The organism is Streptomyces sp. NPDC004609, assembly GCF_042873655.1.
Taxonomy (GTDB): Bacteria; Actinomycetota; Actinomycetes; order Streptomycetales; family Streptomycetaceae; genus Streptomyces.
In genome coordinates, this window is record NZ_JBIALS010000028.1 from 16,908 (window position 1) to 41,380 (window position 24,473).

Below are 24,473 nucleotides of genomic sequence, written 5' to 3' on the forward strand. Positions count from 1 at the left end.
CCGTCCGCTGGATGGGACCCTCGCTCCGAGGCCGGTGTGCGTCGAGTGCTGCGGGTGTGCCTACCGTGGCGGACGAGGAGTCGGGTGCGGCGTTGCGCCAACTCGCCTCGCGTACCGTGGAACCCGGACCTTCCGGCGGGGGTGGCTGTGGCTATCGAATCGGGCATGGGCGATCGGCTCGCGGAGTTGCGTCTGCGTCGCGGAATGACCCAGGAGTACCTGGCCGAGCGCGCGAACCTCTCCGTCGACGTAGTACGGAAGCTGGAACAGGGGCGGCGGAAGACGGCGCGGCTGTCCAGCATCAACGCCCTGGCCCGTGCACTGGACACCGAGCCCAGCTATCTGGTGGGGCAGCCCAGTACCTTCGAAGCGTCCGAGCCCGCGGAGGACGGGCTGCCCTCCGTCCTGGCACTCCGGCAGGCCGTTTCTCCCGTGGCCGATCTGCTCGGCGGAGAAACGGATCCGGAGGACCCGCCCGGCATCGAGGAACTGCGTGCCGCCCTGAGGTCGACGGAGGCCATCCGGCGCGAGGGCCGCATGGGCGAGATCGGCATGCTGCTGCCTCAGCTCATCCGTGACGCCCGCGCGGCGGCGCACGCCCATACGGATGGTGACGCCGCAGCCGCGAACTCCGTTCTCGCGGTGGCCTACCAGGTCGCGGCGACCACACTGACCGCCCTCGGCAAGGAGGACGCGGCGTTCACCGCGATGGAGCGCTCTCTGGCGGCGATTCGGCTGTGCGACGATCCGAACCTGGAGACGTTGGCCGTGTCGACGCTGTCGTGGGTGTTCACCAGTCAGGGGCGGCTGGACGACGCCGAGCGCATCGCGCTCGACCACGCCGCCCGGATCGAGCCGGGGTTCCGGTCGCGGCCCGAGGATCTCGCCTTGTGGGGGATTCTGCTGCTGCGAGCAGCCACGGCCGCCGTTCGGCAGGAGAAGCACGGCACGGTGACCGATCTGCTCCGGCTGGCCAAAGGGGCCGCCGCGAGCATGGGCGAGGACCGTCTGATCCACGCCATTCCGTTCGGGCCCACGAACGCGGGCATTGCGGGTGTCAACTTCCTCGTGGAGATGGAGAAGAGCGACGAGGCGATCCGGGCGGCTCGTACCGTTCCCGATCTCGCGTCGCTGCCGCCGACATGGCGGGCCCGCTTCCATGTCGACCGTGCCCTGGCGTACGGCGATCTCGGCGATGACCTTGGAGCAGAGAACGCCTTGCTGAGGGCCGAGGCCGACGCTCCCGAGTGGATGCGCTATCACTCCACGTCCCGCCGTCTGGTCGCCGAACTGCGCGAGCGCGCACCCCGCCGCGATACGGCCGTGGTGGGACTGGCCGACCGACTGGGCCTGATGGGGTAGGGCGCAGCGTCCTACCTGATCCGCAATCTGGGACAGTCCGCCGCTGTACTGTCACTGTTTGGATTCATAGCGTGACTCTCCTGATGCGACGGCACTGGCAGGGACCTTTTGCGGGACCTGCTTGGGGCCGCACCTGCGGCAGTTCAGGAGCCAACCGTGACGACAGATCAAGGCAGCCCGAGTGAAGGGCTGACCATCACCGTCTACCGGGTCAACCGGCAGACGTTGGTCCGTACGCCTGCCAGGGCGCACGTCTTCTTGCCGCCCGATGAGCCGGCACAGTTTTCGGCGTTCCCGCCGTGCTCCTGTGCTCGGTGCATGGCGAAGGCGGCGTGACGGCGTCGCTGGACACGTCCACGGACCGGGCGATCGGCCCGGACCGCTCCCCAGGGGTCTCCGCGCCCATGCGGGAGATCGAGTGCACCTCGGGGGACGGGCAGTCCGAGGCGTGTACGGAAGGTCTCGGCCCGGACGCGTGGGCGATCGCGCACGCGCGGGCGACCGGGCATTCAGGGTTCCGGGAGATCACGACGGAGTATCTGCGCGTCGTCCCGGCCGGGAGCCGATCGGCGGACCCGACGGCCCCGGATGCCGTGGGTGACACGGTCGCCCGTCCGTCCGGGCCTGTCTACGCGCCGCCGTCGCCCGAGCGGCAGGGGCTGGGGCTGGACCTGTGCTGGGTGCCCAAGCCGGACGCGCCCGCGCGGAATTGCACCCTCGGTTCCGGACACGAGGGCGATCACCACCACGAGTACGCCGACGTCGTCTGGCCCCGGGATGAGGTTCCCCCGAGACGCGGGGAGGAGCCGGACGGCTGACAGACCCCGCCCGCGATCCCGCCGACTCGTCGCGGGCGTTCCGGGCCCTGGTCTGTCACCCCCAGGCAGGCCGGGGCCACCCCCCTTCAACAGTCGAAACCGGAGCAGATCACCCATGCGTACGCTCATCAACCGAGTCCTGATGTGGGTGCTGGGGCGGGTGTTACCGGCCCATGGACACCACCGCACCGCCGCCGGGACCGCCTCGGCACCGGCGGATCCGTGGATCCGGTCCTGGACGACCCCCGACCCCCGACACGTCATCGAACGCCACACCCCGTTGCGCGGCGAGGACACCCACCTCGTACGCCCCTACGCAACCCTCGATGACACCCTGCGACTCCGGACCATACGACCCCGGCCCCGCCGGGTACTCGTCCACATGGCCCAGGGCCCGGACATGGCCGGGCTTCCGGGAGCGCCCGGATGACCGTCGACGGGCTCACCGTCCCCGTACCCGATCTCCTCACCGCCGACTGCGCCCACTGCGGTCGCCCCACCCTCGCCCCCGTACCCCTTCGCTGGGCCGGACGCTCGCTTCACTACGCATGTCCCCACTGCGCCCCCCTCCTCACCCCGGGCCCCACCCCCGACGACGAAACACCGCCTGCCCCTGAGCCGCCACGTGCGACAGACTCGGCCGTATGAGAATCTTCGCCGCCGTACTGCCGCCCGCCGACGCCATCGCCGAACTCGGGGTCGCCGTGGACCGGGTGAGGGAGATGGAGGGCGCGGACCGGCTGCGCTGGACCGGGCGGGGCGGGTGGCACTTCACGCTCGCGTTCATGGGGGAGGTCGACGAGAAGCTGCTGCCCGAGCTGGCGGAGCGGCTCGGGAGGGCAGCGCGGCGGAGTGGGCCGTTCCCGTTGGGGATCCACGGGAGCGGGCACTTCGGGAACCGGGCGCTGTGGGCCGGGGCGGAGGGTGGGGTCGAGGAGATGAGGCTGCTCGCGGAACGGGCGGACGCGGCCGCGCGGCGGACCGGGATCCCGATGGAGGAGCGCCGGCGCCACACCCCGCATCTCACGGTCGCACGCAATCGCACGGACACCGCCCTGCGCCCCTACGCCGAGGCGCTGAGCGGCTTCGACGGCATGCCCTGGGAGGTGGCCGAGCTGGCGCTCGTCCGCAGCCATCTGCCGGTCGGCGGGCTCGAAAGGCAAGAGCCCCGGTACGAGACCGTCGGAACGTGGGCCCTGGGCGCGGGTTCCGCCGGACGGCCTGGTTAAGCGCCCGGCCACCGTTCCGGACGGCCTCGGGGGTGGCCGGCGACGGCGTCCGGCGCGATCCGCCGGTCCGGGGCCGGTCGGGTGAAGGTGCCGGGCGGGGCGGCTGTGCGCACCGTGATTCGGAGCCGGGAGCGATAGAGCTGAGCAGGTCCGATTCTCCGTGCGCGACAGGTCAGACCTCTCTGACCAGCTGTCCCACATGATCATTCAAAGGACCGATATGTATTCTCTTCCCCTCCGACGGCGGCGTGGTGCCGCCGTCGTCTCGGGTCTGCTCGCGGCTGTGACGGCTTTCGCCGCCTGGGCGATGCCCGCCGCCACCGCCACGGCCCAAGAGGGCCGGATCAAGGGCTGGGGCGCCAACGACAACTACCAGCTCGGCGGTACCCTCACCACCGCGAAGTACAAGCCCGTGACCATTCCCGGGGCTACGGGCAGCGACATCGACAGCCTGGCCGCCGGGTACTACCACAGCCTCTCGCTGCTCTCCAACGGGACGGTGGAGAGCTGGGGCCGCAACGCCGAGGGCCAGCTCGGCATCGGGAGCACCTCGGCCCAGGAGCAGGCGTCCACCGTCACAGGGCTCCGCGGCGTGGTCGCCGTCGCCGCAGGTCAGCAGCACAGCCTCGCGCTGCTCGCCGACGGCACGGTACGTGCCTGGGGGCTCAACACCTCGGGTCAGCTCGGCGACAACACCACCGCCACCCGCACCACCCCGGTCACCGTCGCCGGCCTGACCAATGTGGAGGCCATCGCCGCCGGAGCCTTCCACAGCATCGCCGTGCTCTCCGACGGCACCGTCAAGACCTGGGGATCCAACGGCAACGGTCAGCTCGGCGACGGCACCGTGACCACCCGCACCACCCCGGTCACCGCGACGGGCCTCGCCAGCGTCCGCAGCGTCTCGGGTGGCTATGCCCACAGCCTCGCCCGCCTGGCCGACGGCACGGTCTGGTCCTGGGGCCGTAACTCCGAAGGCCAGCTCGGCGACAACACCGTCACCCAGCGCCTCACCGCGGTCAAGGCCGACAACATCGCCACCGCCCGGGAGATCAGCGCCGGCGTCTACCACAGCGTCGCCCGTCTCTCGGACGGCACCGTGAAGAACTGGGGCTACAACGCGCAGGGCCAGCTCGGCGACGGCACCACCACCAACCGCACCACCGCCATCACCCTGGACGGCGCGACCAACATCCGCGCCATCTCCGCCGGCGGCTACCACACCCTGGTCCTCGACCGGGACGGCAAGGTGAGCACGGTCGGCTACAACAACAACGGCCAGCTCGGCGACGGCACGGCCACCAACCGGAGCACCCTCGCCACCCCGGTGAACAGCCTCAGCAGCGTCTCGCTGATCGCGGGCGGCGGCGAATTCAGCCTCGCGGGCTGACGCGCGCGCATCAACCATGCGGGGCGGGCGTACGGTCTCCGGCCACGGAGAACGGAGCCCGCCCCGCATTCCGTTCCGGGCTCATCCGCCGGATCGTCACGACCGGTGGTACCGGGCCGGGCGGTCGGATGATCGGAGAGGCATGGCATAACCTCGTTGTGTGAAGACCAAGACCAGGAACCGGATCATGGCCGGTGTGCTTGTGCTGATGTTCGCGATCATCGCCGTGGCGGCCGTGGCCGGTCAGTAGCCGCCCCGGCCGCCGTGTCCCCGGCCGTGCACCGCACCGCGGCGCACCAAGGCACGGCGCACAGGCCACGGCGCACGGCTACGGCGGACGACGGAGGTGCCGGGCCGGAGGGCCGGAGCACCGCGGCCCCGCCGACCGCCCCGCCCGGAGCACCGCGGCCCGCCGGGTGCCGCCCCCGCCCGGAGCGCCGGCGGCTCCCGCGGGGGCAGTGGTAGGGCGCGGGCGCGGCCAGGGTGAAGCACCGGGCGGGACCCTTGCCTTGAGCAGGCTCGAAGGCGTTGGCTGAGGTCTCATGAAGTACACGCAGCTCGGACGCACGGGACTCAAGGTCGGCAGGCTGGTCCTCGGGACCATGAACTTCGGACCGCAGACCGACGAAGCCGACAGCCACGCCATCATGGACGCCGCGCTGGACGCGGGACTGAATTTCTTCGATACGGCCAATGTGTACGGGTGGGGTGAGAACAAGGGCCGTACCGAGGAGATCATCGGAACCTGGTTCGCCCGGGGCGGCGGCCGCCGCGACAAGGTGGTCCTGGCCACCAAGGTGTACGGGAACATGGCCGGGGACGGGCAGCCCTGGCCCAACCACGACCGGCTGTCCGCCCTGAACATCCGCCGGGCCGTCGAGGCCAGCCTCCAGCGGCTCCGGACCGACCACATCGACCTCTACCAGTTCCACCACATCGACCGCCGGACTCCCTTCGAGGAGATCTGGCAGGCCGTGGACGTGCTCATCCAGCAGGGGAAGATCCTCTACGCGGGCTCGTCCAACTTCCCCGGCTACAAGATCGCCCAGGCGAACGAGACCGCCGCCCGGCGGGGCATGGTCGGGCTGGTCAGCGAGCAGTGTCTCTACAATCTCGCCGAGCGGCGCGCGGAGATGGAGATCGTCCCGGCGGCCCAGGAGTACGGGCTCGGGGTGATCCCGTGGTCCCCGCTGAACGGGGGCCTGCTGGGAGGTGTGATCAAGAAGGAGGCCGAGGGCGGCCGCCGTGCCTCGGGGCGGTCGGCGAACGCGCTGGCCAGCACCTCCGTACGGGCGCAGGTCCAGGCGTACGAGGACCTCGTGGACAAGCACGGCCTGGAGCCCGGTGAGACGGCGCTGGCATGGCTGCTGACCCGGCCCGGGGTGACCGGCCCGATCGTCGGGCCCCGTACGGCCGAGCAGCTGGAGAGCGCCCTGCGCGCCCTGGAGCTGGAGCTGGGCGACGAGCTGCTGACGGCCCTGGACGAGATCTTCCCGGGGCCGGGACCGTCCCCGGAGGCCTTCGCCTGGTGAGAGGGCAGCCGTTACGTGTGGTGGCCGTCGTCCCTTCGTCCCGGGCGGCGGCCACTTCTCGTTCGAGGGGGCATCACCGTGCCCGCCCGACAGGGGGAAGGACTCGGTGGTGACCGGGAAGCGGGTGACGGCCGCCCCGAGCGCGGCGCCCATGACCGTGTGACTGCCGGACCCGCTGACTGCCGGCTGGGCCGGCTGTCGGCCTCGTCGGTGTGAGGCGCGAAGTTCATCGTCCCGAGGACGAGTCGGCTGACCTTGAGTCCGGTGCGTCCGAGCTGCGTGTACTCCATGAAGGTCCGGCCAACGCCTTGGAGGGGCGCTCGAAGCAAGGGTGTGCCCCGGCGTCAGCCGCGCGCGCCGTCCGGAGTGACGGCCCGGCTGCGGGCGGCCGTCCACGGACGGTTCGGTTTCCGCCATTCGGGCGGACCCGCGCCGCCGCGCCGGGACGATGCCCGCCACGGGTGAACTGCCGTGGGGGACAACGCCGTTCATCAGGCCCCCGCCTCTTCACACGCTCGGTGACGCCTCCGGCCGCACTCCCCCTCGGACCGGTCCCGCACAGGAGGGAAGGGCGCGCAAAAAGCCGGTGGACGGGGCCTTTTGGAGCCCCTGTCGAACAGAAGAGTGACAAAGTGGCATCCTCTTTACTCCGCGGCGCGCACAGGGCCGTGGTGGTTGACGCACATGCCCGGACCTCTGACCCTGGTCCCGGTCGCGTCACGGGGGGCCTGCTCTCCCCGGCGTGCGACGGTGTGCCGGGACGCAGTCACCATCACACGACCTTCATACGCAGCCAGGAAGCAGCGATGCCACAGATCTCCGTCGTCGTGCCGTGCTTCAACGAGAGCGAGGTGATCGAGACCTTCCACAGCGAACTGCTCGCGGCGCTCGATCCGACCGGTGAGAGTTTCGAGATCTGCTACGTCGACGACGGCAGCGGCGACGGCACCCGCGACCTTCTGAAGAAGCTCTCCGACGGCGACCTCCGCGCGCGCTACACCTCCTTCAGCCGCAACTTCGGCAAGGAGTCCGCGATGCTCGCGGGGCTGCGCATGTCCCGCGGCGACGCGGTCGTACTCATGGACGCCGACCTCCAGCACCCGCCGGCGCTGATCCCCCGGATGCTGGAACTGCACCGCCATGGATACGACCAGGTCGTCGCACAGCGCGACCGCACCGGCGAGGGCATGGTGCGCACCGCGCTCAGCCAGGCGTACTACCGGCTGGTGCGCCGCTTCATGGACGTCGAAGTCGTCGACGGCGCGGGAGACTTCCGGCTGCTGTCCCGGCGCGCGGTCGACGCGCTGCTCACCCTGCCGGAGAGCAACCGGTTCTCCAAGGGCCTGTTCTCCTGGATCGGGTTCGACACCGTCAGCTTCAGTTACGAGAACGTGCGGCGCGCGGCCGGCCAGTCCAAGTGGGGCGGGCGCCGGCTCCTCAACTACGGCATCGACGGGCTGCTCTCCTTCAACAGCCGCCCCCTGCGCCTCGCGATCCACACCGGACTGTGGCTGGTGCTGTCGGCACTCGCGTACGCCTTCTGGATCATCGCGAACGTCCTCGCGAACGGCGTCGACACCCCCGGTTACGCCACCCTGATCACCGCCATGGTCGGCCTCGGCGGCATCCAGATCGCGACGCTCGGGGTGATCGGGGAGTACGTGGGACGCATCTACCACGAGTCGAAGCACAGGCCCCACTATGTGATCCGGGAGACCGACCAGTCCGCCGCGCCCGCCGCTTCCGACCTGTCCGTGCTCTCCGCCGTGACCGGCCCGCACGAAGGGCGGCGGTGACATGAGCCTCGACATGTCGAACACCCCCACCCGCCCGCCCGGCGGCGCCGAACCCGGTCCCGCCGGGAACGCGCCGGGCCCGCGGGGCCGGTGGTCCGGCCCCCCGCTCTCCCTCTGGCCGTTCGCCCTCGCCCTCCTGCCGCTCGGGCTGCTCGCCGGGGCCGCCTGGGCGGGCCGGCACGTGCGGCCCAGCGCGGACGAGTGGTGCTTCCTGCCGCAGGTCAGGGAGGACGGCATCTGGGGCCTCGTCGGCACCTTCTACCTCACCGACAACGGCCGGCTCGCCAACGGCCTCCTCGTCGGCGCCTACGCCGAGTTCCCCGTGGGCGGCCACCAGTGGTACGGCCCGGTCAGCGGTGTGCTGATGCTGGCGCTGCTGTGGGCGGTGACCGCGGCCCTGCTGCGCCGGGCAGGGCAGCGGGTCCCGCGCGGTGTGCCGCTGCTCGTCGCGTCGGTGATCGCCGCGGTGTTCCTGTTCGCCACGCCCAACACGTACAAGACGTTCTACTGGCCCGCCGCCTCGGTCTCCCACACCCTCGCGCCGGTGCTCGCCGCCGCCGCCGCGATTCCGCTGATGCGGGCGCGGGGCCGGCGGGGCCGTGTCGCGGCGCTGGCGACCGTCGCCGTCGCCGGCGTCTTCATGGGCACGCTCTCCGAGGAGACGTCGGTCGTCGCCCTCGTGGTGCTCGGCGGCACGGTGCTCTGCGCGCGGGTGATCTTCGCCGAGCGGGTGCGCCGCTTCGCGCGGATCTGGTCCCTCGCGGGCATGGCCGGTATCGGCGTCGGCACGATCCTGCTGGTGACGTCCCCCGGTTCGCGCAACCGCCGGGTCCGCTACGACGCCGAGAGCGTGTCCATGCTCGCCCCCGAGTCCCTGACGGGTTCGCTGCGCGCCTACGGGCGCATCCTGGAGACGGTCCTGACCACCTGGCAGTACGCCGGTGCCGTGGCCGCGGGTGTGCTGCTCGGGCTCCTGGCGCGGGGAGCGGCGGACCGCGGCCGCGTGCTGCGTCCCGCGCACCCGCCGGTGCTCCTGTCGCTGGGCGCGGTCGCGTTCCTCGTCTCCGGCTATCTGTGCACGGTCATCACCTACCCCGTCTTCGGCGACGCGGTCGTGACCACGGAACGCACCTGGAACGACTATCTGCTGATGTATGTGCTGCTGCTGGTGGCCGCGGGAGCCTTCCTCGGCCGATGGCTGCGGCTGCGGCGGTGCGCGACCGGCGGGACGGGCGCGACCGGCGGGAGTCCGGTCGCGGCGAGCCCCAGTGGTACGCGGCCGGGCGCCGGGTGGCCGGGCGGGGCGGCCGTCGTCCGGCTGGCCGCCGTGGGCGCCGCCGCCCTGTGTGCCGCCGCCGTCGTCGGGCTCACCGTCCCGCTGCTCGAACTGGAGCAGGACATGCGGGTACGCGCCCAGAAGTGGGACCGTCAGGACGCCTTCCTCCGCGAAGGCGCCGCCCGGGGCGAGAAGGTCCTGCCGTACACACCGACGAAGGTCGGCCGGATGCTGGAGCCGTTCGGCGCGAACGGGCGGAAGGTGTGGCCCGCGCAGTGCGTCGCCGAGTACTACCGGCTGGACGAGGTGACCTACGCGCCGCCGCCGTGACCGGGTGCCGCTGTGACCGGGTGCCGCTGTGATGCCGGCGGCCGCTGTGACCGAGTGCCGGCGGCGGCCGTGGGGCTGTGAGGCGTACGACGGGAGGGGAGCGAGCGTTCCCTCCCGTCGCCGCACCGGCCTCCGGGCGGCCCGCGCCGTGAACCCGTCGAGCGGGCGGAACCGTTCGCCGGGCCGCCCCTCAGCTCTCAGCTCTCCTCCAGAGCCGTCAGCTCCGCCTGGATCTCCGCCACCCTCCCGGGCGCGTCGATGCTCCGCACCAGTTCCAGCGCCTCCCGCAGCGCCGTCCGCGCCGGGTCCGGCCGGCCCGCGTGGGTGTGGACCCGGGCCAGCGCGGTGAGCACCGTCGCCAGGCCGCCCCGGTCGTGCTCCGCCCGGTGGAAGGCGATGGCCTCCGCCAGGGCGCCCTCGGCGTCCTCGTAACGTCCGGCGGCGTCGTAGCAGAGCGCCAGATGCCAGGCGCACCAGGCCACTTCGGCGGGGTCGTCCCGCTCCCGGCTCAGCCGCAGCGCGGCCTCCTGGGTACGGGCGGCCTCCTCCGGGCGGCCCGACTGGAGCTGGGCGTCGGAGACATGGGCGGAGAGCCAGATCCGGGCTTCGTCGTCGTCCTGCGCGTCGTAGATCGCGGCGGCCTCCGCGTACCGCCGCAGGCCCTCCTCCGGGCGGCCGAGCCGGCATTCGAGATCCCCGTAGTGCGTGAGGACCCAGCCCCGGCGGCCGTCGTCCCCGAGCGAACGGGTGATCTCCAGGGCGCGTTCGTACAGCCCGGGGATGCCCTCGGTACGGCCGGTCAGCCGGCGGGCCTCGGCGAGATGGATGAGGGAACCCAGTTCGGCGGACTCGTCGTCCAGCTCACGCGCGGCCTCGACGGCCCACGCCTTGGTGGCCTCCAGATCCTCCCAGCGCCCCCGGTACGAGAGCAGTCCGTACAGGGGCCCGGCGATCCCCGCCACCAGGTCCCATTCGCCGAGGTCTCGGGCGGAACGCAGTCCGGCCTGCACATTGAGGTGCTCGTCGGCGTACCAGGCGAGCGCGTCGGCGGGCGGACGCTCCTGCGCGCCCGGCCGGGACATCAGGGCCGCGAGGGAGGTCTCGTACCACTGGAGGGCCCGGCGGAACGCGTCCCTGCGGCCCGGCGCCGGGTCCTCCCGCTCGGCGCGCTCCCTGGCGTAGATCCGTACCGTGTCGTGGAGCTGGTAGCGGGCGACCGCCTCGCCCCCCACCTCGACGAGCTGGCGCTCGGCGAGTTCGGTGAGCAGCCGCTCCACCTCGCCGACGGGCAGTCCGGCGGCGAGGGCGGCGACCTCGGGGACGAAGTCGATCCCGGGCAGCAGCCCGAGGCAGCGGAACAGCCCCCGGGTCTCCTCCCGCAGGAGCCGGTAGCTCAGATCGAAACTGCTGCGCAAACCGATGTCCCCGCTCCGCATGCCGAGCAGCCGCTGTCTGTCGTCCGCCAGCCTCTCAGCCAGGACGGCCAGCGGTCGACGCCGCATCGCCGGGGAGGCGGCGGCCGCCGCCGTGACCCGGATGGCCAGCGGAAGCCCGCCCACCAGCGTCACGATCGTCCGGCCGGCCTCCCGGTCGCCGGGCAGGGTCCGGATGCCCACGATCCGCTCGAACAGACGGACCCCCTCCTCGTCCGGCAGCGGATCGAGCGGGACCCGGTCGGCCCCCTCGATCGCCGTCAGCGCCGAACGGCTCGTCACGATCGCCGCGCTGCCCGGCGCGTCGGGCAGCAGCGCCTCCACCTGGCGGGGGCCGGAGGCGTTGTCGATGACGACCAGGCAGGGCCCCTGCCGCAGTCTGCGCCGCAGCTCGCGCAGCCGCTCCTCCGGTTCGCGCGGCATGGCGTCGGGCCGGACACCGAGGCGGCCGAGGAGCTGGACGACCGCGCCGTCCGTGGACACCTCGGGCACCGGGCCGCCGCCGAGCTCTACCAGCACGCGGGCGTACGGGAACACCGTGCCGAGCCGGTGGCCGACCTGGCGGGCGAGCGCCGTCTTGCCCACCCCGCCCATCCCGTACAGCACCACCACCGGCACGGTGTCGGCCAGATCGCGGGTGAGCATCGCGGTGACGTCGGCGGCCTCCCGTTCGCGGTCGGTGAAGTGGGCACTGGGCCTGCCGAGTTCGAGCGGCCCGGTCGGGACGCGCGCGGCGGGCGGGGGCAGGGTGACCCAGGCGCCGAGGCCGAGCCGCCGCCACCAGCCGCTGCCCGGCCCGCCGTCCAGCGCGCCGAGAGCGGTCACCGGGACGACGGTCAGCGACGAGTCCCCCTCCGGGCGGTGGTGCTCGGAGACCACGCCCACGGCCAGCGGGCCGCGCGCCGGGTCCCGTGCGAAGACGACCGCCCCCGACATGCCCTGCCACTGGGAGGCTGTCCCGGACAGCGCGGACGGGGCCGCCGCGGTCAGCAGCTGGAGGAGTCCGCGGCGCAGATGGGAGCCCGGCGGCACCACCCCGTCCACCTGGACGCTGTCCCGCAGCGGGGGCAGGTCCGGGGACTCGGCGGGATGCGCGTTGAAGCCCGGGTAGCCGATCGCCCAGCAGTCCGTCAGCGGTACGGCGCCCTCGCGGTCCACGCGCGCGAAGGCCACCGTCGGCACGGCCTCCGGGAACTGTCCGTCCACGACGGCGAGCACGGCGAGATCGGGACCTTCCGGCGGGCCCGCGGCCAGCACCCCGGCCGGGTACTCGCGACGGTCGAGACAGCGGACGAGCACCACCTCGTCCACGGCGGAACCCGTGGTCACATTGTGCGCGGCCGTCAGGACGTACCGCCCGCCCACCAGATATCCCGAGCCGACCGTCCACGTGCCGCACCGCGACCCGCTCGCCCGCCCGCGTCTGCGCAGCACCTCGACGGCGCGCCCCGCGTAGTTCACTCGACGCCCCCCCAGCCTCCTCCGCCGCCGGTCAGGGCTTGCGGGCGCTCTCCTGGCGGACCTTGACGGTGTCTCCGCGCCCGTCGCGGGGCGGCAGGAGCGTGAGCGTGATCCGCTGCACCTGCTCCCGCGCGTACGAGCCCTCGCCGCCCATCTCCACCACCCAGAACCGCAGTCCGGCCCGGCCGCCCGTCTGCCGGGTCACACCGACGTGGAACTCCAGCTCGATCTCACCGACCTCGAACCGGATGCCGGCGTCGTCGGCCGCCGCGACGGCCTCGGTCAGCTCACCGCGCAGTGCCGCGATGCTCTCCGCCAGTCCCAGTTTCACCGTTCCCCCTCCCGGCCCGCTCCCCGCGGGCGCAGAAGCCCAGTCTTGCGGCAGACGCGCCCGCGCGCAGTGGGAACGGCGAGGAACCCCCGGGACGGGTGGCGACCGGTGCCGGCGGTCGGGGGCCGGGAGCCCGGAGCCGGGCGGGCCGTGGCCCGGCGGTCGGTGTTCGACCACCGGGAGCCCGGCCGTCGGTGTCCGGTTTACGGGAGCCCCGGCCCACCCGCAGCACGGCCCGGGTGTCCCGCCCACCCGTTGTCCGGGCCTCACGGGCGTCAGCGCCCGGCGAAGTGGCTCGCGATCTTGAAGATCAGGACGACGACGCAGATGATCGCGATCGCGGCGCCGAAGGGACCCATCTCGGGCGGATCGGGGCCGCCCCAGCGCTGCCGGACCCACGGATCGCGCCCGTTGGACATGCCGCTGTCGCCCCCGTCCCCGTTTCCCGCCCGGCCTCGGCCGGGACCCCCGTACGACACCCCGTACACAACCCGTACGACGATCTGTACGGCCTGGTCCGTGCCGTTCGTACGGTCGCGACGAGTGTGGGGGCGACGATGTCATGATCGCCAGAGTTCCGGGGCATAGGTGGATCGGCCACCTGGAAGGAGAGCGCCTCCCGCCCGAACCGCCACCGCACCGCCGGCCGCGGACGGCGGCCCGCCCCCACCGGCTCCACCGGCCGCGAGCCGGGGACCGCCGGGGCGGCGCGCCTGCCAGGAGCGGGGAGAACACCGAGCTCGGAGCGGCTTTCGGGTGTCGCGTACGACATGCCGACCGGTGCCCGGCCCTCCTGCCCGGTCACCGGCGGCACCGGAAGCCGCGGCGGCGGCGGATCGAGCCACGACCGGCCGGTGGTACGCCATGTGACGCCTCGGCGCGGACGCCGCGGCCCGGCACGGGTACTCACCGCCGGGGTGGCGCGGTAGCGCAGTTCGACGTTCCGCTCCTACGCCCGCCGTCGGCGCGCACCATGTACGAGCGGGAGAAGCCGCCGACAACGGCGAGGCCGGTACGGGGTCGGCCCGTCCGCGAGCGGGCGCCCCGCGCTCGGCGCGAGCACGGCTCCCGGCAGCCTCCGGCCCCCGGGCCGACACCAGCCGCCGGATCCGCCGCCCGGGGCGCTCCGGCGCGAACCGGGCACCCGGCCTCCCGCCCGTCGAGACCCCGAAGGCGGCGGCGCGGCCGGCCAGTTGGTTCAGCCGGTCACAGGCGCCGCGGCCATCGCGAACAGCACATAGAGGACCCCCACGGCCGTGGGCGCCAGTAGCGACATGGTCCGCCGCCGGACGATGTTCCTCTCCCGCCAGGGCAGGACCCAGCTCGCGATCAGCAGGCCCAGCGGGACCAGCAGCCCGCCGAGGAAGAGCCGCATGGCGGTCCAGAGCCGGTCGTGCTCGGCACCGGTGCACGTGTTGCAGGACATGGGCGAGAACGCGACGCCGATCAGGGCGACATAGGCCAGCGGCAGGGTGATCAGCGTCGACACGAGCGGCGGGAACCAGGCGCCTGTGTCACGGGTGTCCGGTGCGGTGTCCTCGGTCATGTACACCACTGAACCGCGGTGGGTGCCGGGCCGCATGAGCTGCGGTACTCAGGACGCCGGGGGCTCGGGCCGCCGTACGCCCGCTCCCCCCACCGCATCCGTGCCCGCCCCCCCACCGCATCCGTGCCCGCGGATATTCAGCTGCGGACCACCTCGTACGGCCCGCCCAGCCCCCACGCCTGACGCATCGCCGTCGCGAACGCCGCCGCCAGCTTGTGCTCACCCGACGGCCCGGGGTGGGTGCCGTCGTAGGTGTCCGTGTCGAGGTCGTACGACTCCGGGGGCGACGCCAGCAGGATCGGCGACGACGGCTCGTCGAGATCGGCGACGGCCTTCGCGAGGAGTTCGTTGAAGCGGTCGCACTCCGCGGCGAACGCCGCGTCCGTGCGCGCCCGGACGTTCGGCACGACCGGCAGCAGCACCATCCGCACCCCCGGCGCACCGGCCCGCGCCCCGGCGATGAACCGGCGCGCGTTCCCGGCGGTCCGGGCGCTGTCCGTGTAGAACCCGAGATCTATCAGTCCCAGCGCCACCAGCAGCACATCGGGCCGGTGGACCGCGACCGTCTCCCGGATCACCGGCGCCATGTGCAGCCATCCCTCGCCCCACCCCGCGAGATGCCGGCGCGCGGCGGCGGGGAATCCGGGATCCGCGTAGTCGGTGGAGACGGCGGCGTCCGCCCCGGCGTCGTACAGCCCGCTGCGGGGCCCGACGATCTCGCAGGGGACGGGGAAGGACGAGCACAGGTGCTGCCACATGCGGTAGCGCCAGGTGTAGTCGCCGGCGCGGCCGACTGTCTGGCTGTCGCCGACGAACAGGAAACGCATGGAGGCCATCATGGCGGACCTCCCGGAGCGCCTTCGCCGCGGGCCCGCAAGGCGCCGCCGCCGGTTCGGCCCTGGTGGCCCGAGCCCGGCCCGCGGATACCGCTCGCCCGGTCCGCCGGGCCGGGCGAGCGGGGCCGGGCCGGGCGGGGCCGGGCCGGGCGGGGCGGGGGAGGTGAGGGGCCCGGAACCCTGCGAACGGTGTTCCCCCTGACCTTCTGTGCCCCTTGTGCCTGGTGGGTGAGCCGACGGCCGCCGTGACTGTCGCCCCGCCCTTGCCACCCCGGTTCCGGCCGCCTCCGCCGCCCCCTCACGCCGTGTGCTTGGCGAGCGAGCCCGCCCGCCCCACCCCGCTTCCGGCCACCTCCGCCCCTTTTCGTTCACCCCTTGTGCTTGGTGAGTGAGCCGAAGGGCGCCGTACCTGTCGAGCCTGCCTGTCCCCACCGGTTCCGGCCGCCTCCGCCCTTCCCACCCGGGTTGTGGCTGCCTCCGCCGTCCCCCTCACGCCTTGTGCCTGGTGAGTGAGCCGAAGGGGGCCGTGGGTGTCGAAAGGGAGAACGCGCGGAGGCCGCGAGGAACGAGCGGTCGAGCACGATCGACCGTCGACACACACTAAAGGCCCCCGGAGGCGAACGAGCCACAAAACAAAGGCGCGCGTCGGTCACCGTCCGGCCCACGGTCCCACGGCCTACCCGGTCGAGCACGATCGACCGTCGACACACACTAAAGGCCCCCGGAGGCGAGGGAGCCACAAAACAAAGGCGCGCGTCGGTCACTGTCCGGAGTGCGGTCCCACGGCCTACCCGGTCGAGCACGATCGACCGCCACCACCCACCAAAGGCGCCCGGTGGGGGTCCCCCCCGGACGGACTCCGGGGGAGAACGAACCACAAAAACAAGGCCGCGCGTCGGGCCCCGGCCGGTCGTGGGGTTCGGCCGGGCCCCGGCCGGAGTGGCAGGCTTGGGCCATGCGTTCGCTTCCGTATGTCACCGGTGCCGCCGCCCTCCTCCTGCTGCTCGCCGCGGGGCCCGCCGCCGCGTCCGGGCCCGACTCCGACTTCACCATCGAGGACCCGAGGATCACGGAGTCCAGCGGGCTCGCGGCCAGCCGGACGCACCCGGGGATCTACTGGACGCACAACGACCAGGACGAACCACGGGTGTTCGCGGTCGACTCGAAGACGGGGGAGACCGTCGCGACCGTGACCCTGCAAGGGGTGGGAACGCCGAGGGACATGGAGGCGATCTCGATCGGGCCCGACGGCAAGGTCTACGTCGGTGACATCGGCGACAACAAGGACGGCACCTGGAACCACGTCTGGATCTACACCTTCCCCGAGCCGAAGGTGCTCAGGGACATGAGCGTCCAGGCGACCCAGTACACGGTGAAGTACGCGGACGGGCCGCGCAACGCCGAGGCGCTGATGGTGCACCCGAAAACCGGCCGGGTCTACATCGCGTCGAAGAACGAGGAGAACGGCGGGCTGTACGAGGGCCCGGCGCGGCTCAGCTCCACCGCGACGAACACGTTCCGCCGGATCGGTGACGTGCCGTGGGTGACGGACGGGGCGTTCTCGCCCGACGGGACCCGGCTGGTGCTGCGCTCCTACTTCTCGGCGCGCGGCTACCAATGGGTGAACGGCCGTCTCGGTGGCGACTACCGGGTGAAGGCCCCCGTGCAGGGGCAGTCGGAGGCGGTCACCTACACCGCCGACGGCAAGGCCCTGATGTTCGGGTCGGAGGGCGAGGGCTCCGAGGTCCGGCGGGTTTCCGTCGAGAACGGCGGCGGGGGCGGCACATCGCCCTCCCAGGGCGGGAACCCGTCATCGGGGGCGTCGGGGGAGACCGGCGAGAGGAGCAGCTTCACCTATGGGGTCATCGTGCTGGTGGGCGCGATCGCGCTGGTCCTCGGGGTGAAGCGGCTGCTGCGGCGGGGGTGACGGCGCCGTACGGGGACCCGCCACCGCACCGGGCTGCCGGGACCGCACCGGCGGCAAGTGGCACCGCACCGGGCGGGGCCCGCCACCGCACCGGCATCGGCACCACGTCCGGTGGCCGCCGGGTTCACCGCGCGGGACGAGTGGCGCTATCCGCACGCCAGGCTGCCCGTCGCCAGGGTGCCACGGGCGGACAGTGTCACCGTGACCGAGACCGGGGACGGGACCCGGCCGGAGATCCGGGAGGGCGCCGGCACGAGCGCCGAGACGCGGCCTCACCCCGCCCGCCGCGGGCTCCGTTCCGGGCGACTGACAGCGTCACCCGGGGCGCGGCCCGGCCTCACCCTGAGCGCGGTCCGACCTCATCCGGAGCGCGGCCCGTCACCCGTACCGCCGTCCCGGTCACCCGGACCACCCCGGTCACCCGGAGCGGCGGTCCGGCGGGCCGTGACCAGGACCTCCAGGCCGTCCTTCAGCCGTTGCAGGCCGAACTCGAAGTGGTCGAAGTCCTCGCTGAAGGTGTCGTCGTCCAACTGCGCCATCACCGGGTACTCCCCGCTGTCCATGGCCTTGACCAGGAACGGCTCCTGGACCTTCCAGAACTCCTCGTGACCCAGCCCGGTCTCCTCGATGGCCTCGGCCGAGTCCGCCTCCATCCGGGCGATGCCCGAGACGAAGCTCTGCGTCGCGATGATCACCGAGAGCAGTTCGGCGTCGCGCAGCCCCATGTCCTGGAGGCCGGTGAGCGCGGCCTCCAGGCTCCGCAGGGTGCTGGGGCCCAGCACGGTTCTCGTCTGGTTGACCTTCAGCAGCCAGGAGTGGGCGCGGTACAGCTCCAGATAGCCGCGCGCGAGGGAGTCCACCGCCTCGCGCCAGTCGACCGTCTCGCCGGGTGACGGCGGGTCCCAGGGGCCGGGGTCGCTGACCCGGTCCAGCATCAGATCGAGCAGCTCGGCCTTCCCGGGGACGTAGCGGTACAGGCTCATCGTGCCGGTACCCAGCTCCGTGGACAGGCGCCGCATCGAGACCGCGCCCAGGCCCTCCGCGTCGGCGACCTCGACGGCCGCCGCCACGATCCGGTCGAGGGTCAGGCCGGGCTTGGGCCCGCGGCTCGGGCGCTCGCCGGTGCCCCACAGGAGCTCCAGGCTGCGGGAGACATCGCCGCTGCCGCTGGTTTCGGTCGTCATGTATCTCACTTTATTTCCTCGTGGATTCCTCGTGATCTCCGTGTGCCGAACTCACTGGACAAGAACTGAGTACGGTGTACTCTCCTATGGGTACACCGTACTCAGTTAAAAGCGGCGCGGGAACACCCCACCCAGGAGGAATCGTGAACGAATACGCCGTGCGGGCCGAGGCGCTGGAGAAGCGGTACGGCGAGAAGCGCGCCCTCGACGGTTTCGACCTCACGGTGCGCCGGGGCACCGTGCACGGTCTGCTCGGACCCAACGGCGCGGGCAAGACCACCGCCGTGCGGGTCCTCTCCACCCTGCTCAGGTACGACTCGGGGCATGCTCTGGTCGCCGGGTTCGACGTGGCCCGCGACCCCCGCCGGGTCCGCGGCCGTATCGGACTCACCGGGCAGTACGCGGCTGTCGACGAGGTCATGACCGGACGGCAGAACCTGGAGATGTTCGGCCGTCTCTTCCACCTCGGCGGACGGCGGGCAGCACGGCGCGCCACCGAGCTGCTGGAGCAGTTCGACCTGGTGGAAGCGGCCGACAAGGGCGTCGACGGCTACAGCGGCGGGATGCGCCGGCGCCTGGACCTGGCCTCGTCGATGATCCTCGCGCCCGATGTGCTCTTCCTCGACGAGCCGACGACCGGTCTCGACCCACGCGGGCGCGGCGAGGTGTGGGACGCGGTGCGGGAGCTGGTGGCGGGCGGTACCACCGTCCTGCTGACCACGCAGTACCTGGAGGAGGCCGACAAGCTCGCCTCCCGCATCACCGTCATCGACAACGGCCGGGCGATCGCCGACGACACGCCCGACGGGCTGAAGAACACCGTCGGCGGCGACCGTATCGAGGTCCAGGTCTCCGGCGACGACGGACTGGACGCGGCGTGGAACGCGGTCGCCCGTGTCGCCGAGACCGTGCCCGAGCTGGACCGGGCCGAGCGGCGGGTCCACGCGGCCGTGACGGATCGCGTGGCCGCGCTCACGGATGTGGCCCGCGCCCTGCGGGACCAGGGGGTCGCGGTGGAGGACATCGGGCTGCGCAGGCCGAGCCTGGACGACGTCTTCCTCCGCCTGACCGGACATCGTACGGACACCGAGGAGGAGAGCGCGGCATGAGCGATATCGCTGTGGACGCCCGGAAGGCCGGCGGCCCGGCCCCGGACCGGGTCGATCTGTCCCCGGAGGGCACGGGCGGGGAGCGCCGCGCCTACTGGGCGGTCATGGACTCGTGGAACGTCGTCCGCCGGGGCCTGACCCACTACCAGCGCCAGCCGGTCAACATCGTCTGGCAGCTGGGCTTCCCGATCATCTCGGTGCTGCTGTACGCGTATGTGTTCGGCGGCGCGATGAAGCCGCCGGGTGGCGGCAACTACCGCGACTTCCTGATGCCGGGCATGTTCGTGATGACGATGGCCTTCGGCTTCATGAACACGGCGATCACCGTGGTCTACGACTCCACGAAGGGCGTGATCGACCGCTTCCGCTCGATGCCGATGGCGCCCTCCGCGGTGGTCTCGGGCCGGGGCGTGACCGATCTGATCGTCGCGGTGGCGGAACTCACGATCCTCGCGGCGACCGCGTTCGTCACCGGCTGGCGCGTGGACGGCGGTTTCCTGGCCACGGTCAGTGCCTTCGCCCTGCTGCTCCTGCTCCGGTTCAGCCTGATCTGGGTCGGCGTCTGGGTGGGCCTCATGGTCCCGAACCCGGAGGCGGCGGGCGGGCTGTACGCGGTGGTCTTCCCGCTCACGATGATCTCCAGCATCTTCGTGCCGCCGTCCACGATGCCGGACTGGCTGGGTGCGGTCGCGTCCTGGAACCCGATCTCGTCGACGGCTTCCGCGACCCGTGAACTCTTCGGGAACCCGGTCGCGAGCGACGGCAGCTGGATCCAGGAGAACGCGATCCTGATGGCGGTGGTCTGGCCCCTGATCGTGACGGCGATCTTCCTCCCTCTGGCGGTCCGCCGCTTCCAGAAGCTGAGCCGGTGAGCTGCCCCACGGCGAGGGGCCCGAGGTTCTCCGAACCTCGGGCCCTCGGTGATTCCCGGGGACCCCTGAGAACCCCGGGTCACCGGGCTCTGCCCGGAGCGCCCCGGGGGTCTGCCGATGACCAGCTCCCCTTCCCGCTCCCTGCGGCGTACGCGTCCTGCCCCAGCTCTCCGGGCTCGATGGCGGGCGTCAACCCTTCGGCATGCGGGGGACAGGCGTGGAGGGTTACGGGGGCGCCGCTGGTGCGCGGGGCGTAGCGGACGGGGAGCGCCGCCCGGCTCCACTCTCCACAGACGCAGCACGGTGCACGGAACCCCGGGGACGGTTCTGCGGTGAGTGCGTCGGGTGTCATGCGGACATCCCCACCCTGGCCACGTCGGACCCGTCGAAGGGGAAGGGCACGTCGTACCCCATGGTCGCCGCCACGGCGGACACCCGGCGCTGTTGGTGCCGCTGCTGCTCCCACTCGGCTTCCTGTGCGGTGATCCACCCCCGGAGGTAGGGCGGAACACGGGGCGGCTTGGGGACGGGCACGGTCCGGGTGAGGACGTGTACGGGTACCGGAGTACGGGGCGCGCAGATGACCAGGGACAAGGGCGCGGGTGCGGGTGCGGTCTGCCGGGCCAGGTGCTCGGCGAAGTGCTCGGCGGAGTGCCGTCCGGGCCGGGCCCGGCGGGTCAGGGGCAGTTGTGCGAGCACCCATATGAGGGCGCGGGCGATACGATCACGCATACGTCGGTCAGCTCCTTCGAAGCTGGTTCGGCGAGCCCCGAGGAACCGATTAGGCCCGGTCCCTCGGGGCGTTCTCGTTGTCTCTTCGGGGCTCTCACATGCCGCCCATGGCGGCTTCCCACCGGCCACGGGCCAGATGAACGACCCCGTCCGGTGAGACGCGTGCCTGTGCGCCGTACAGCGGCAGTCCGCCCTCGGCGAGCATCCAGGTCCGGATGCGGTCCACCGTGTCCCACAGGCGCTGCGGGCCGCCCTGGTGGACGGTGGGCGGGTCGGCCCACTCTCCGGTCGCGCGTGCCCAAGACCCGTCCGGATGGACCAGATACGCCGTGCGTGTGCGCCCACTGGTCCCGTAGTCGAGTTCGACGCCCGGTGTCGTGACTTCCAGCATGGAACGGACTTCCCACGCGGCCGACACGTCCACCACCGGATAGCGGCCGGTGCCGGGCTCGTCCCCGTCCGACTCCCGTGCGAGCGCGAACAGTTCGGCGAGCGCGGGCGGGTAGTCGTCGCCGGACCGGGTGAGCATGAACCCGGCCCGGTCTTTTTCGATCCTCCCGACCACATCACCACTCGCCTGCATCCACCCGGTGAGAATCATGGAGGTCCGGGCCAGTGTGGTGACGAGCCGTCCGCCCTCGCGGAGCGCGCCGAGCAGCGGCCGGAGCCCCGGCCCCGGCGGCATCCCGACCGTGGCGACGATCCGGTCGTACGACCCCGGGACCTCCTGGGTGGCGTCCCGTACGAGAAAGCGCGGAGTCAGTCCGAGCCGCGCGAGCCGTTCGGCTGCCGCGCCGGTCAGATACGGGTCCACGTCCAAGCTCGTGACGTGCTGCGCCCCGAGCCGCGCACTGGCGTACGCGGTGAGCCCCCCGGCCCCGGTCCCGAGGTCGAGCACGTCCAGCCCCGCCCCGAGCCGGCCGTGTCGCAGCATCGAGACGACCAGGCTGGGCAGGGTCGCCGACGATGTGGGGTTTCCCTCGGGCCGGTCATCGGGCTCGGCGTGGTCGGCATGCAGGGCGCCGACTCGGGTGATCAGCGACCGGTCGGAGTAGGCGGCGTTCAGCCACGCTTCGGGGTCGGAGGCACCGTCCCTCAGGGTCCATCCGTTCCCGGCGCTCCGTTCCCACCACCGAGGCACCATGTGATGACGGGGCACACCCGCCACCGGCGCGAGCCACCGGGAGTCGGGGTCCGTCACCTGGTCGGCGAGCCGTTCCGCGTGTCGTTCCCATTCCATGGTCACGCTCCGATCTTGGGGAACTTCGGCAGGCAGGCTTCCGTGTTGGCGGGGTCGCAGTCCGAAGAGTCGTGCGGAGTGCACGCGCTACGGGATGGCGGGATGCTCGCGGACAGGTCGGCCCAGGCTTTCCCGCCGAGCAGATCGCGGAGTCGGTCCTTCAGGACGTTCCCCGCTGGGAAATCGCGCGAGAGTACGCACCCGGCGAGATCCCCGTTCGGGAGGACGGCGGCACGTCCACGGGTGCATCTGCCGCACATCTCGTCCAGCGTCGGTGAATGCCCCGGCGGCATCGCCCGGCCCACGGCGCGCACCCGGTCCGTGTTGATATGCGTCACGCCCAGGAAGGCCAGTTCGGCGCCGGCTTCGGCGACGCGTTGGTCCGGCAGGATGTCCACGATTCCGACGTACAGCGCGATGCCGCGACGCAAGGCTTCTTCGATGTTGGCGCGGGTGCGGAGGTACGACCCGTCCCTGCCTGTGATCTTGTCGTGCTCGGCCGGGTCATCGCTGTAGTAGCTGGTCGCCAACGTCACGCCGTCCCGCTCGAACGTCGCCCACCAGGCGCTCGCCACATGGAACAGGTTGGAGTAGACCTGTACTTCCAGTCCCGTCGAAAGCGCGTGGTCGGTGAGGTCGCGCCATTGGGGGTGAACGGTCGGCTCCCCGCCGATGAGCTGCACACGGGGAATGCCCAGCGCGGCGGCATCCGTGATGACACGTCGCCAGTCGGCTGGAGTCATCGTGCCGTGCGATGCCTGCGGGCTGGACTCCGACAGGCAGTGTGTACAGGTGAGTTGGCACTTTCCCGTGATCTCCAGTTCCAACGTCTGGATGCCGACGATCGGCCGTTCGGCTAAAGCGGTCATGACCTTTCCCTGTTCTCTCGATTGATCCGGCCCGGATGGGGCGGGATCGGGGGTTGCCCCCTGCCGTCACACAGGGGTGGTCCAATCTCAGGCGGTTTTCCGGGAGTCCGGTGGACCGGGTCCGCACCGAGGGCGGAGGTTCGAGTCCCGACTCCGCCGCCGCCCGTCCGGCCGCAGTCCCTCGGCTAGCAGCAGGACGTGTGTTGGGTCCGCCCCCTGCCGGTGATCGCTTGGGGAAGCGTGATCCGACAAGGGCAGGGGGCGGGGTTGGGGACCGGCCAGGCGGTGAGCGCGTACCAGCCGGTGTGATCGGTGGTGACGATCAAGAGGGGTGTGCCTGCGGCGAGTTGCCGGCGTGCCTGGTTACGGAGTCCGTCTTTCAGGGCCCAGGCGCGGAGGTGCGCGGGTGCGTCGCCGAACAGGCCGGTGAGGGGGTACGGGACCGGGGTGAGCGCGCGGGGGTGGATGGGGCTGGTGGCGGGGTCCGGGTCGAGACCGTCCGCGAGCCGTAACGCCTGGTCCCGCATCCAGCGGAGGACCCGGCCCGGATAGGGGCTGGCGAAGGAGCCGAGGATCATCCGGGCGCGCTGTCCGGTGCCGCCGACGATGCCTTCGGCGGTGACCTCGGCCCGGTAGGTGCTGCACGGCGGGGACCCGGCCGGGACGGGTGGCCGGGTCATGTGGTCACACCGGGAAGGGTGCGCGGGTCGGTCTCGGCGGGCGGGTCCCACTGCACGGTGTCGCAGACGGTCCGTGCGTAACGGCGGTGGCCGGTACGGCGGAAGTGGTACTCGGCCCACGCCTCGCCGTCGCCCACGGTGAGCCCCTGCCCGGTGTCGTCGGGCTCGGGCTCCGCTCCGCACGGCGGGGTTCCGGAGACGCACTCGATGTGCGCGCGGACGCCCTCGGACTCCACATGCGTCAGCGTCCACACCAGATGCCGGAACAGGCGGGTCGTCCTCATGTGACAGCTCCCCACCGGCCGCTGTTGGCGTTCCGCTCGGCGACGGCCGGCGAGAGAGTGTCGGCGACCGTGGCGGGCCGGACCTCCTCCCGAAACGCGTCCCACTCCCGCCCTCCCCGCGGCGGACGCAGCGCGCAACGCGTCCCGTAGACCTCCATGACCACTCCCAGGACCCCGGTCACGGTGTCGTACACAACAGACCCGACAGCCAGTTCGTCATCAGGCACGGCGACCCC

At 72.3% G+C, this 24,473-nt stretch carries 23 protein-coding genes and 1 pseudogene; 11 read left to right on the top strand and 13 right to left on the bottom strand.

Annotation, left to right across the window (positions count from 1 at the left end; all coding sequences use genetic code 11):
* Positions 1-165 precede the first annotated feature (165 nt).
* The 6 genes from ACFYT4_RS25185 to ACFYT4_RS25210 all read left to right on the top strand — a co-directional run bounded on the left by ACFYT4_RS25185 (position 166) and on the right by ACFYT4_RS25210 (position 6,331).
* Positions 166-1,362: a helix-turn-helix domain-containing protein gene (locus ACFYT4_RS25185; RefSeq protein WP_389273225.1), complete on the top strand. Its 1,197-nt coding sequence runs from the start codon at positions 166-168 to the stop codon at positions 1,360-1,362.
* Positions 1,363-1,694: 332 nt separating this feature from the next.
* Positions 1,695-2,180 carry a hypothetical protein gene (locus ACFYT4_RS25190; RefSeq protein ID WP_389273228.1) on the top strand — a complete coding sequence of 162 codons (486 nt, stop codon included), beginning with the start codon at positions 1,695-1,697 and terminating at the stop codon, positions 2,178-2,180.
* Between the two features lie 115 nt (positions 2,181-2,295).
* Positions 2,296-2,610: a hypothetical protein gene (locus tag ACFYT4_RS25195; protein ID WP_389273231.1), complete on the top strand. Its 315-nt coding sequence runs from the start codon at positions 2,296-2,298 to the stop codon at positions 2,608-2,610.
* 214 nt (positions 2,611-2,824) lie between these two features.
* Positions 2,825-3,409, top strand: coding sequence for an RNA 2',3'-cyclic phosphodiesterase (gene thpR, locus ACFYT4_RS25200; protein ID WP_389273234.1), 585 nt, complete (start codon positions 2,825-2,827; stop codon positions 3,407-3,409).
* Positions 3,410-3,629: 220 nt separating this feature from the next.
* Positions 3,630-4,799 carry an RCC1 domain-containing protein gene (locus tag ACFYT4_RS25205; RefSeq protein WP_389273237.1) on the top strand — a complete coding sequence of 390 codons (1,170 nt, stop codon included), beginning with the start codon at positions 3,630-3,632 and terminating at the stop codon, positions 4,797-4,799.
* A 542-nt stretch (positions 4,800-5,341) separates the two neighbouring features.
* Entirely contained in the window at positions 5,342-6,331 is a 990-nt protein-coding gene (locus tag ACFYT4_RS25210) for an aldo/keto reductase (protein WP_389273240.1), read from the top strand.
* 173 nt (positions 6,332-6,504) lie between these two features.
* On the opposite strand, the pseudogene ACFYT4_RS25215 reads toward ACFYT4_RS25210, so the two are convergent.
* Positions 6,505-6,621 (bottom strand): annotated as a pseudogene (locus tag ACFYT4_RS25215) (aldo/keto reductase); the annotation flags it as partial.
* A gap of 516 nt (positions 6,622-7,137) precedes the next feature.
* Here ACFYT4_RS25215 and ACFYT4_RS25220 point away from each other — a divergent pair.
* Together ACFYT4_RS25220 and ACFYT4_RS25225 are read left to right on the top strand one after the other, a co-directional pair.
* Complete coding sequence (locus tag ACFYT4_RS25220; protein ID WP_389273243.1) at positions 7,138-8,127, top strand: glycosyltransferase family 2 protein; 990 nt, start codon at positions 7,138-7,140, stop codon at positions 8,125-8,127.
* Position 8,128: 1 nt separating this feature from the next.
* On the top strand, positions 8,129-9,733 hold the full coding sequence (locus ACFYT4_RS25225; protein WP_389273246.1) for a DUF6056 family protein: 1,605 nt from the start codon (positions 8,129-8,131) through the stop codon (positions 9,731-9,733).
* A 197-nt stretch (positions 9,734-9,930) separates the two neighbouring features.
* Here the strand turns inward: ACFYT4_RS25225 and ACFYT4_RS25230 are convergent, their stop codons facing one another.
* The 5 genes from ACFYT4_RS25230 to ACFYT4_RS25250 form a co-directional block, all read right to left on the bottom strand.
* The gene (locus ACFYT4_RS25230; protein ID WP_389273249.1) at positions 9,931-12,627 is read right to left on the bottom strand and encodes a tetratricopeptide repeat protein; all 2,697 of its coding nucleotides are present in this window, start codon (positions 12,625-12,627) and stop codon (positions 9,931-9,933) included.
* A gap of 31 nt (positions 12,628-12,658) precedes the next feature.
* Entirely contained in the window at positions 12,659-12,958 is a 300-nt protein-coding gene (locus ACFYT4_RS25235) for a trypco2 family protein (protein ID WP_389273252.1), read from the bottom strand.
* Between the two features lie 275 nt (positions 12,959-13,233).
* A complete protein-coding gene (locus ACFYT4_RS25240; RefSeq protein ID WP_389273255.1) occupies positions 13,234-13,377 on the bottom strand; it encodes a hypothetical protein in 144 nt (47 codons plus the stop codon).
* 779 nt (positions 13,378-14,156) lie between these two features.
* Positions 14,157-14,504 (bottom strand): hypothetical protein, encoded by a 348-nt coding sequence (locus tag ACFYT4_RS25245; RefSeq protein WP_389273258.1) that lies wholly within the window; start codon positions 14,502-14,504, stop codon positions 14,157-14,159.
* A 137-nt stretch (positions 14,505-14,641) separates the two neighbouring features.
* The gene (locus ACFYT4_RS25250) at positions 14,642-15,331 is read right to left on the bottom strand and encodes a GDSL-type esterase/lipase family protein (protein ID WP_389273261.1); all 690 of its coding nucleotides are present in this window, start codon (positions 15,329-15,331) and stop codon (positions 14,642-14,644) included.
* Positions 15,332-16,295: 964 nt separating this feature from the next.
* Between ACFYT4_RS25250 and ACFYT4_RS25255 the strand changes: the two genes are divergently transcribed.
* The gene (locus ACFYT4_RS25255) at positions 16,296-17,267 is read left to right on the top strand and encodes a WD40 repeat domain-containing protein (protein ID WP_389273264.1); all 972 of its coding nucleotides are present in this window, start codon (positions 16,296-16,298) and stop codon (positions 17,265-17,267) included.
* A gap of 359 nt (positions 17,268-17,626) precedes the next feature.
* Here ACFYT4_RS25255 and ACFYT4_RS25260 read toward each other — a convergent pair whose 3' ends face one another.
* Positions 17,627-18,451, bottom strand: coding sequence for a TetR/AcrR family transcriptional regulator C-terminal domain-containing protein (locus tag ACFYT4_RS25260; protein WP_389273267.1), 825 nt, complete (start codon positions 18,449-18,451; stop codon positions 17,627-17,629).
* 74 nt (positions 18,452-18,525) lie between these two features.
* Here ACFYT4_RS25260 and ACFYT4_RS25265 point away from each other — a divergent pair, with 74 nt between their 5' ends.
* Together ACFYT4_RS25265 and ACFYT4_RS25270 are read left to right on the top strand one after the other, a co-directional pair.
* Entirely contained in the window at positions 18,526-19,560 is a 1,035-nt protein-coding gene (locus ACFYT4_RS25265) for an ATP-binding cassette domain-containing protein (protein ID WP_389273270.1), read from the top strand.
* Positions 19,557-20,432: an ABC transporter permease gene (locus ACFYT4_RS25270; protein ID WP_389273273.1), complete on the top strand. Its 876-nt coding sequence runs from the start codon at positions 19,557-19,559 to the stop codon at positions 20,430-20,432. The genes ACFYT4_RS25265 and ACFYT4_RS25270 overlap by 4 nt, the downstream gene beginning before the upstream one ends.
* Positions 20,433-20,780: 348 nt before the next feature.
* Here the strand turns inward: ACFYT4_RS25270 and ACFYT4_RS25275 are convergent, their stop codons facing one another.
* The 6 genes from ACFYT4_RS25275 to ACFYT4_RS25300 all read right to left on the bottom strand — a co-directional run bounded on the left by ACFYT4_RS25275 (position 20,781) and on the right by ACFYT4_RS25300 (position 24,464).
* Positions 20,781-21,164: a hypothetical protein gene (locus ACFYT4_RS25275; RefSeq protein ID WP_389273276.1), complete on the bottom strand. Its 384-nt coding sequence runs from the start codon at positions 21,162-21,164 to the stop codon at positions 20,781-20,783.
* Between the two features lie 94 nt (positions 21,165-21,258).
* Positions 21,259-22,404: a methyltransferase domain-containing protein gene (locus tag ACFYT4_RS25280; RefSeq protein ID WP_389273482.1), complete on the bottom strand. Its 1,146-nt coding sequence runs from the start codon at positions 22,402-22,404 to the stop codon at positions 21,259-21,261.
* Positions 22,405-22,406: 2 nt separating this feature from the next.
* The gene (locus ACFYT4_RS25285; protein ID WP_389273279.1) at positions 22,407-23,273 is read right to left on the bottom strand and encodes a radical SAM/SPASM domain-containing protein; all 867 of its coding nucleotides are present in this window, start codon (positions 23,271-23,273) and stop codon (positions 22,407-22,409) included.
* Between the two features lie 185 nt (positions 23,274-23,458).
* On the bottom strand, positions 23,459-23,953 hold the full coding sequence (locus ACFYT4_RS25290; protein ID WP_389273282.1) for a hypothetical protein: 495 nt from the start codon (positions 23,951-23,953) through the stop codon (positions 23,459-23,461).
* Entirely contained in the window at positions 23,950-24,237 is a 288-nt protein-coding gene (locus tag ACFYT4_RS25295; protein ID WP_389273285.1) for a hypothetical protein, read from the bottom strand. The genes ACFYT4_RS25290 and ACFYT4_RS25295 overlap by 4 nt, the downstream gene beginning before the upstream one ends.
* Positions 24,234-24,464, bottom strand: coding sequence for a hypothetical protein (locus ACFYT4_RS25300; RefSeq protein ID WP_389273288.1), 231 nt, complete (start codon positions 24,462-24,464; stop codon positions 24,234-24,236). The genes ACFYT4_RS25295 and ACFYT4_RS25300 overlap by 4 nt, the downstream gene beginning before the upstream one ends.
* Positions 24,465-24,473: the final 9 nt, after the last annotated feature.

Excerpts from the sequence above, each read along its gene's own strand:
- ACFYT4_RS25185 (WP_389273225.1), top strand. The coding sequence starts at position 166 with ATGGGCGATCGGCTCGCGGAGTTGCGTCTGCGTCGCGGAATGACCCAG.
- ACFYT4_RS25195 (WP_389273231.1), top strand. The coding sequence starts at position 2,296 with ATGCGTACGCTCATCAACCGAGTCCTGATGTGGGTGCTGGGGCGGGTG.
- thpR (WP_389273234.1), top strand. The coding sequence starts at position 2,825 with ATGAGAATCTTCGCCGCCGTACTGCCGCCCGCCGACGCCATCGCCGAA.
- ACFYT4_RS25205 (WP_389273237.1), top strand. The coding sequence starts at position 3,630 with ATGTATTCTCTTCCCCTCCGACGGCGGCGTGGTGCCGCCGTCGTCTCG.
- ACFYT4_RS25210 (WP_389273240.1), top strand. The coding sequence starts at position 5,342 with ATGAAGTACACGCAGCTCGGACGCACGGGACTCAAGGTCGGCAGGCTG.
- ACFYT4_RS25220 (WP_389273243.1), top strand. The coding sequence starts at position 7,138 with ATGCCACAGATCTCCGTCGTCGTGCCGTGCTTCAACGAGAGCGAGGTG.
- ACFYT4_RS25225 (WP_389273246.1), top strand. The coding sequence starts at position 8,129 with ATGAGCCTCGACATGTCGAACACCCCCACCCGCCCGCCCGGCGGCGCC.
- ACFYT4_RS25240 (WP_389273255.1), bottom strand. The coding sequence starts at position 13,377 with ATGTCCAACGGGCGCGATCCGTGGGTCCGGCAGCGCTGGGGCGGCCCC.
- ACFYT4_RS25245 (WP_389273258.1), bottom strand. The coding sequence starts at position 14,504 with ATGACCGAGGACACCGCACCGGACACCCGTGACACAGGCGCCTGGTTC.
- ACFYT4_RS25250 (WP_389273261.1), bottom strand. The coding sequence starts at position 15,331 with ATGCGTTTCCTGTTCGTCGGCGACAGCCAGACAGTCGGCCGCGCCGGC.
- ACFYT4_RS25255 (WP_389273264.1), top strand. The coding sequence starts at position 16,296 with ATGCGTTCGCTTCCGTATGTCACCGGTGCCGCCGCCCTCCTCCTGCTG.
- ACFYT4_RS25260 (WP_389273267.1), bottom strand. The coding sequence starts at position 18,451 with ATGACGACCGAAACCAGCGGCAGCGGCGATGTCTCCCGCAGCCTGGAG.
- ACFYT4_RS25270 (WP_389273273.1), top strand. The coding sequence starts at position 19,557 with ATGAGCGATATCGCTGTGGACGCCCGGAAGGCCGGCGGCCCGGCCCCG.
- ACFYT4_RS25275 (WP_389273276.1), bottom strand. The coding sequence starts at position 21,164 with ATGCGTGATCGTATCGCCCGCGCCCTCATATGGGTGCTCGCACAACTG.
- ACFYT4_RS25280 (WP_389273482.1), bottom strand. The coding sequence starts at position 22,404 with ATGGAATGGGAACGACACGCGGAACGGCTCGCCGACCAGGTGACGGAC.
- ACFYT4_RS25285 (WP_389273279.1), bottom strand. The coding sequence starts at position 23,273 with ATGACCGCTTTAGCCGAACGGCCGATCGTCGGCATCCAGACGTTGGAA.
- ACFYT4_RS25290 (WP_389273282.1), bottom strand. The coding sequence starts at position 23,953 with ATGACCCGGCCACCCGTCCCGGCCGGGTCCCCGCCGTGCAGCACCTAC.
- ACFYT4_RS25295 (WP_389273285.1), bottom strand. The coding sequence starts at position 24,237 with ATGAGGACGACCCGCCTGTTCCGGCATCTGGTGTGGACGCTGACGCAT.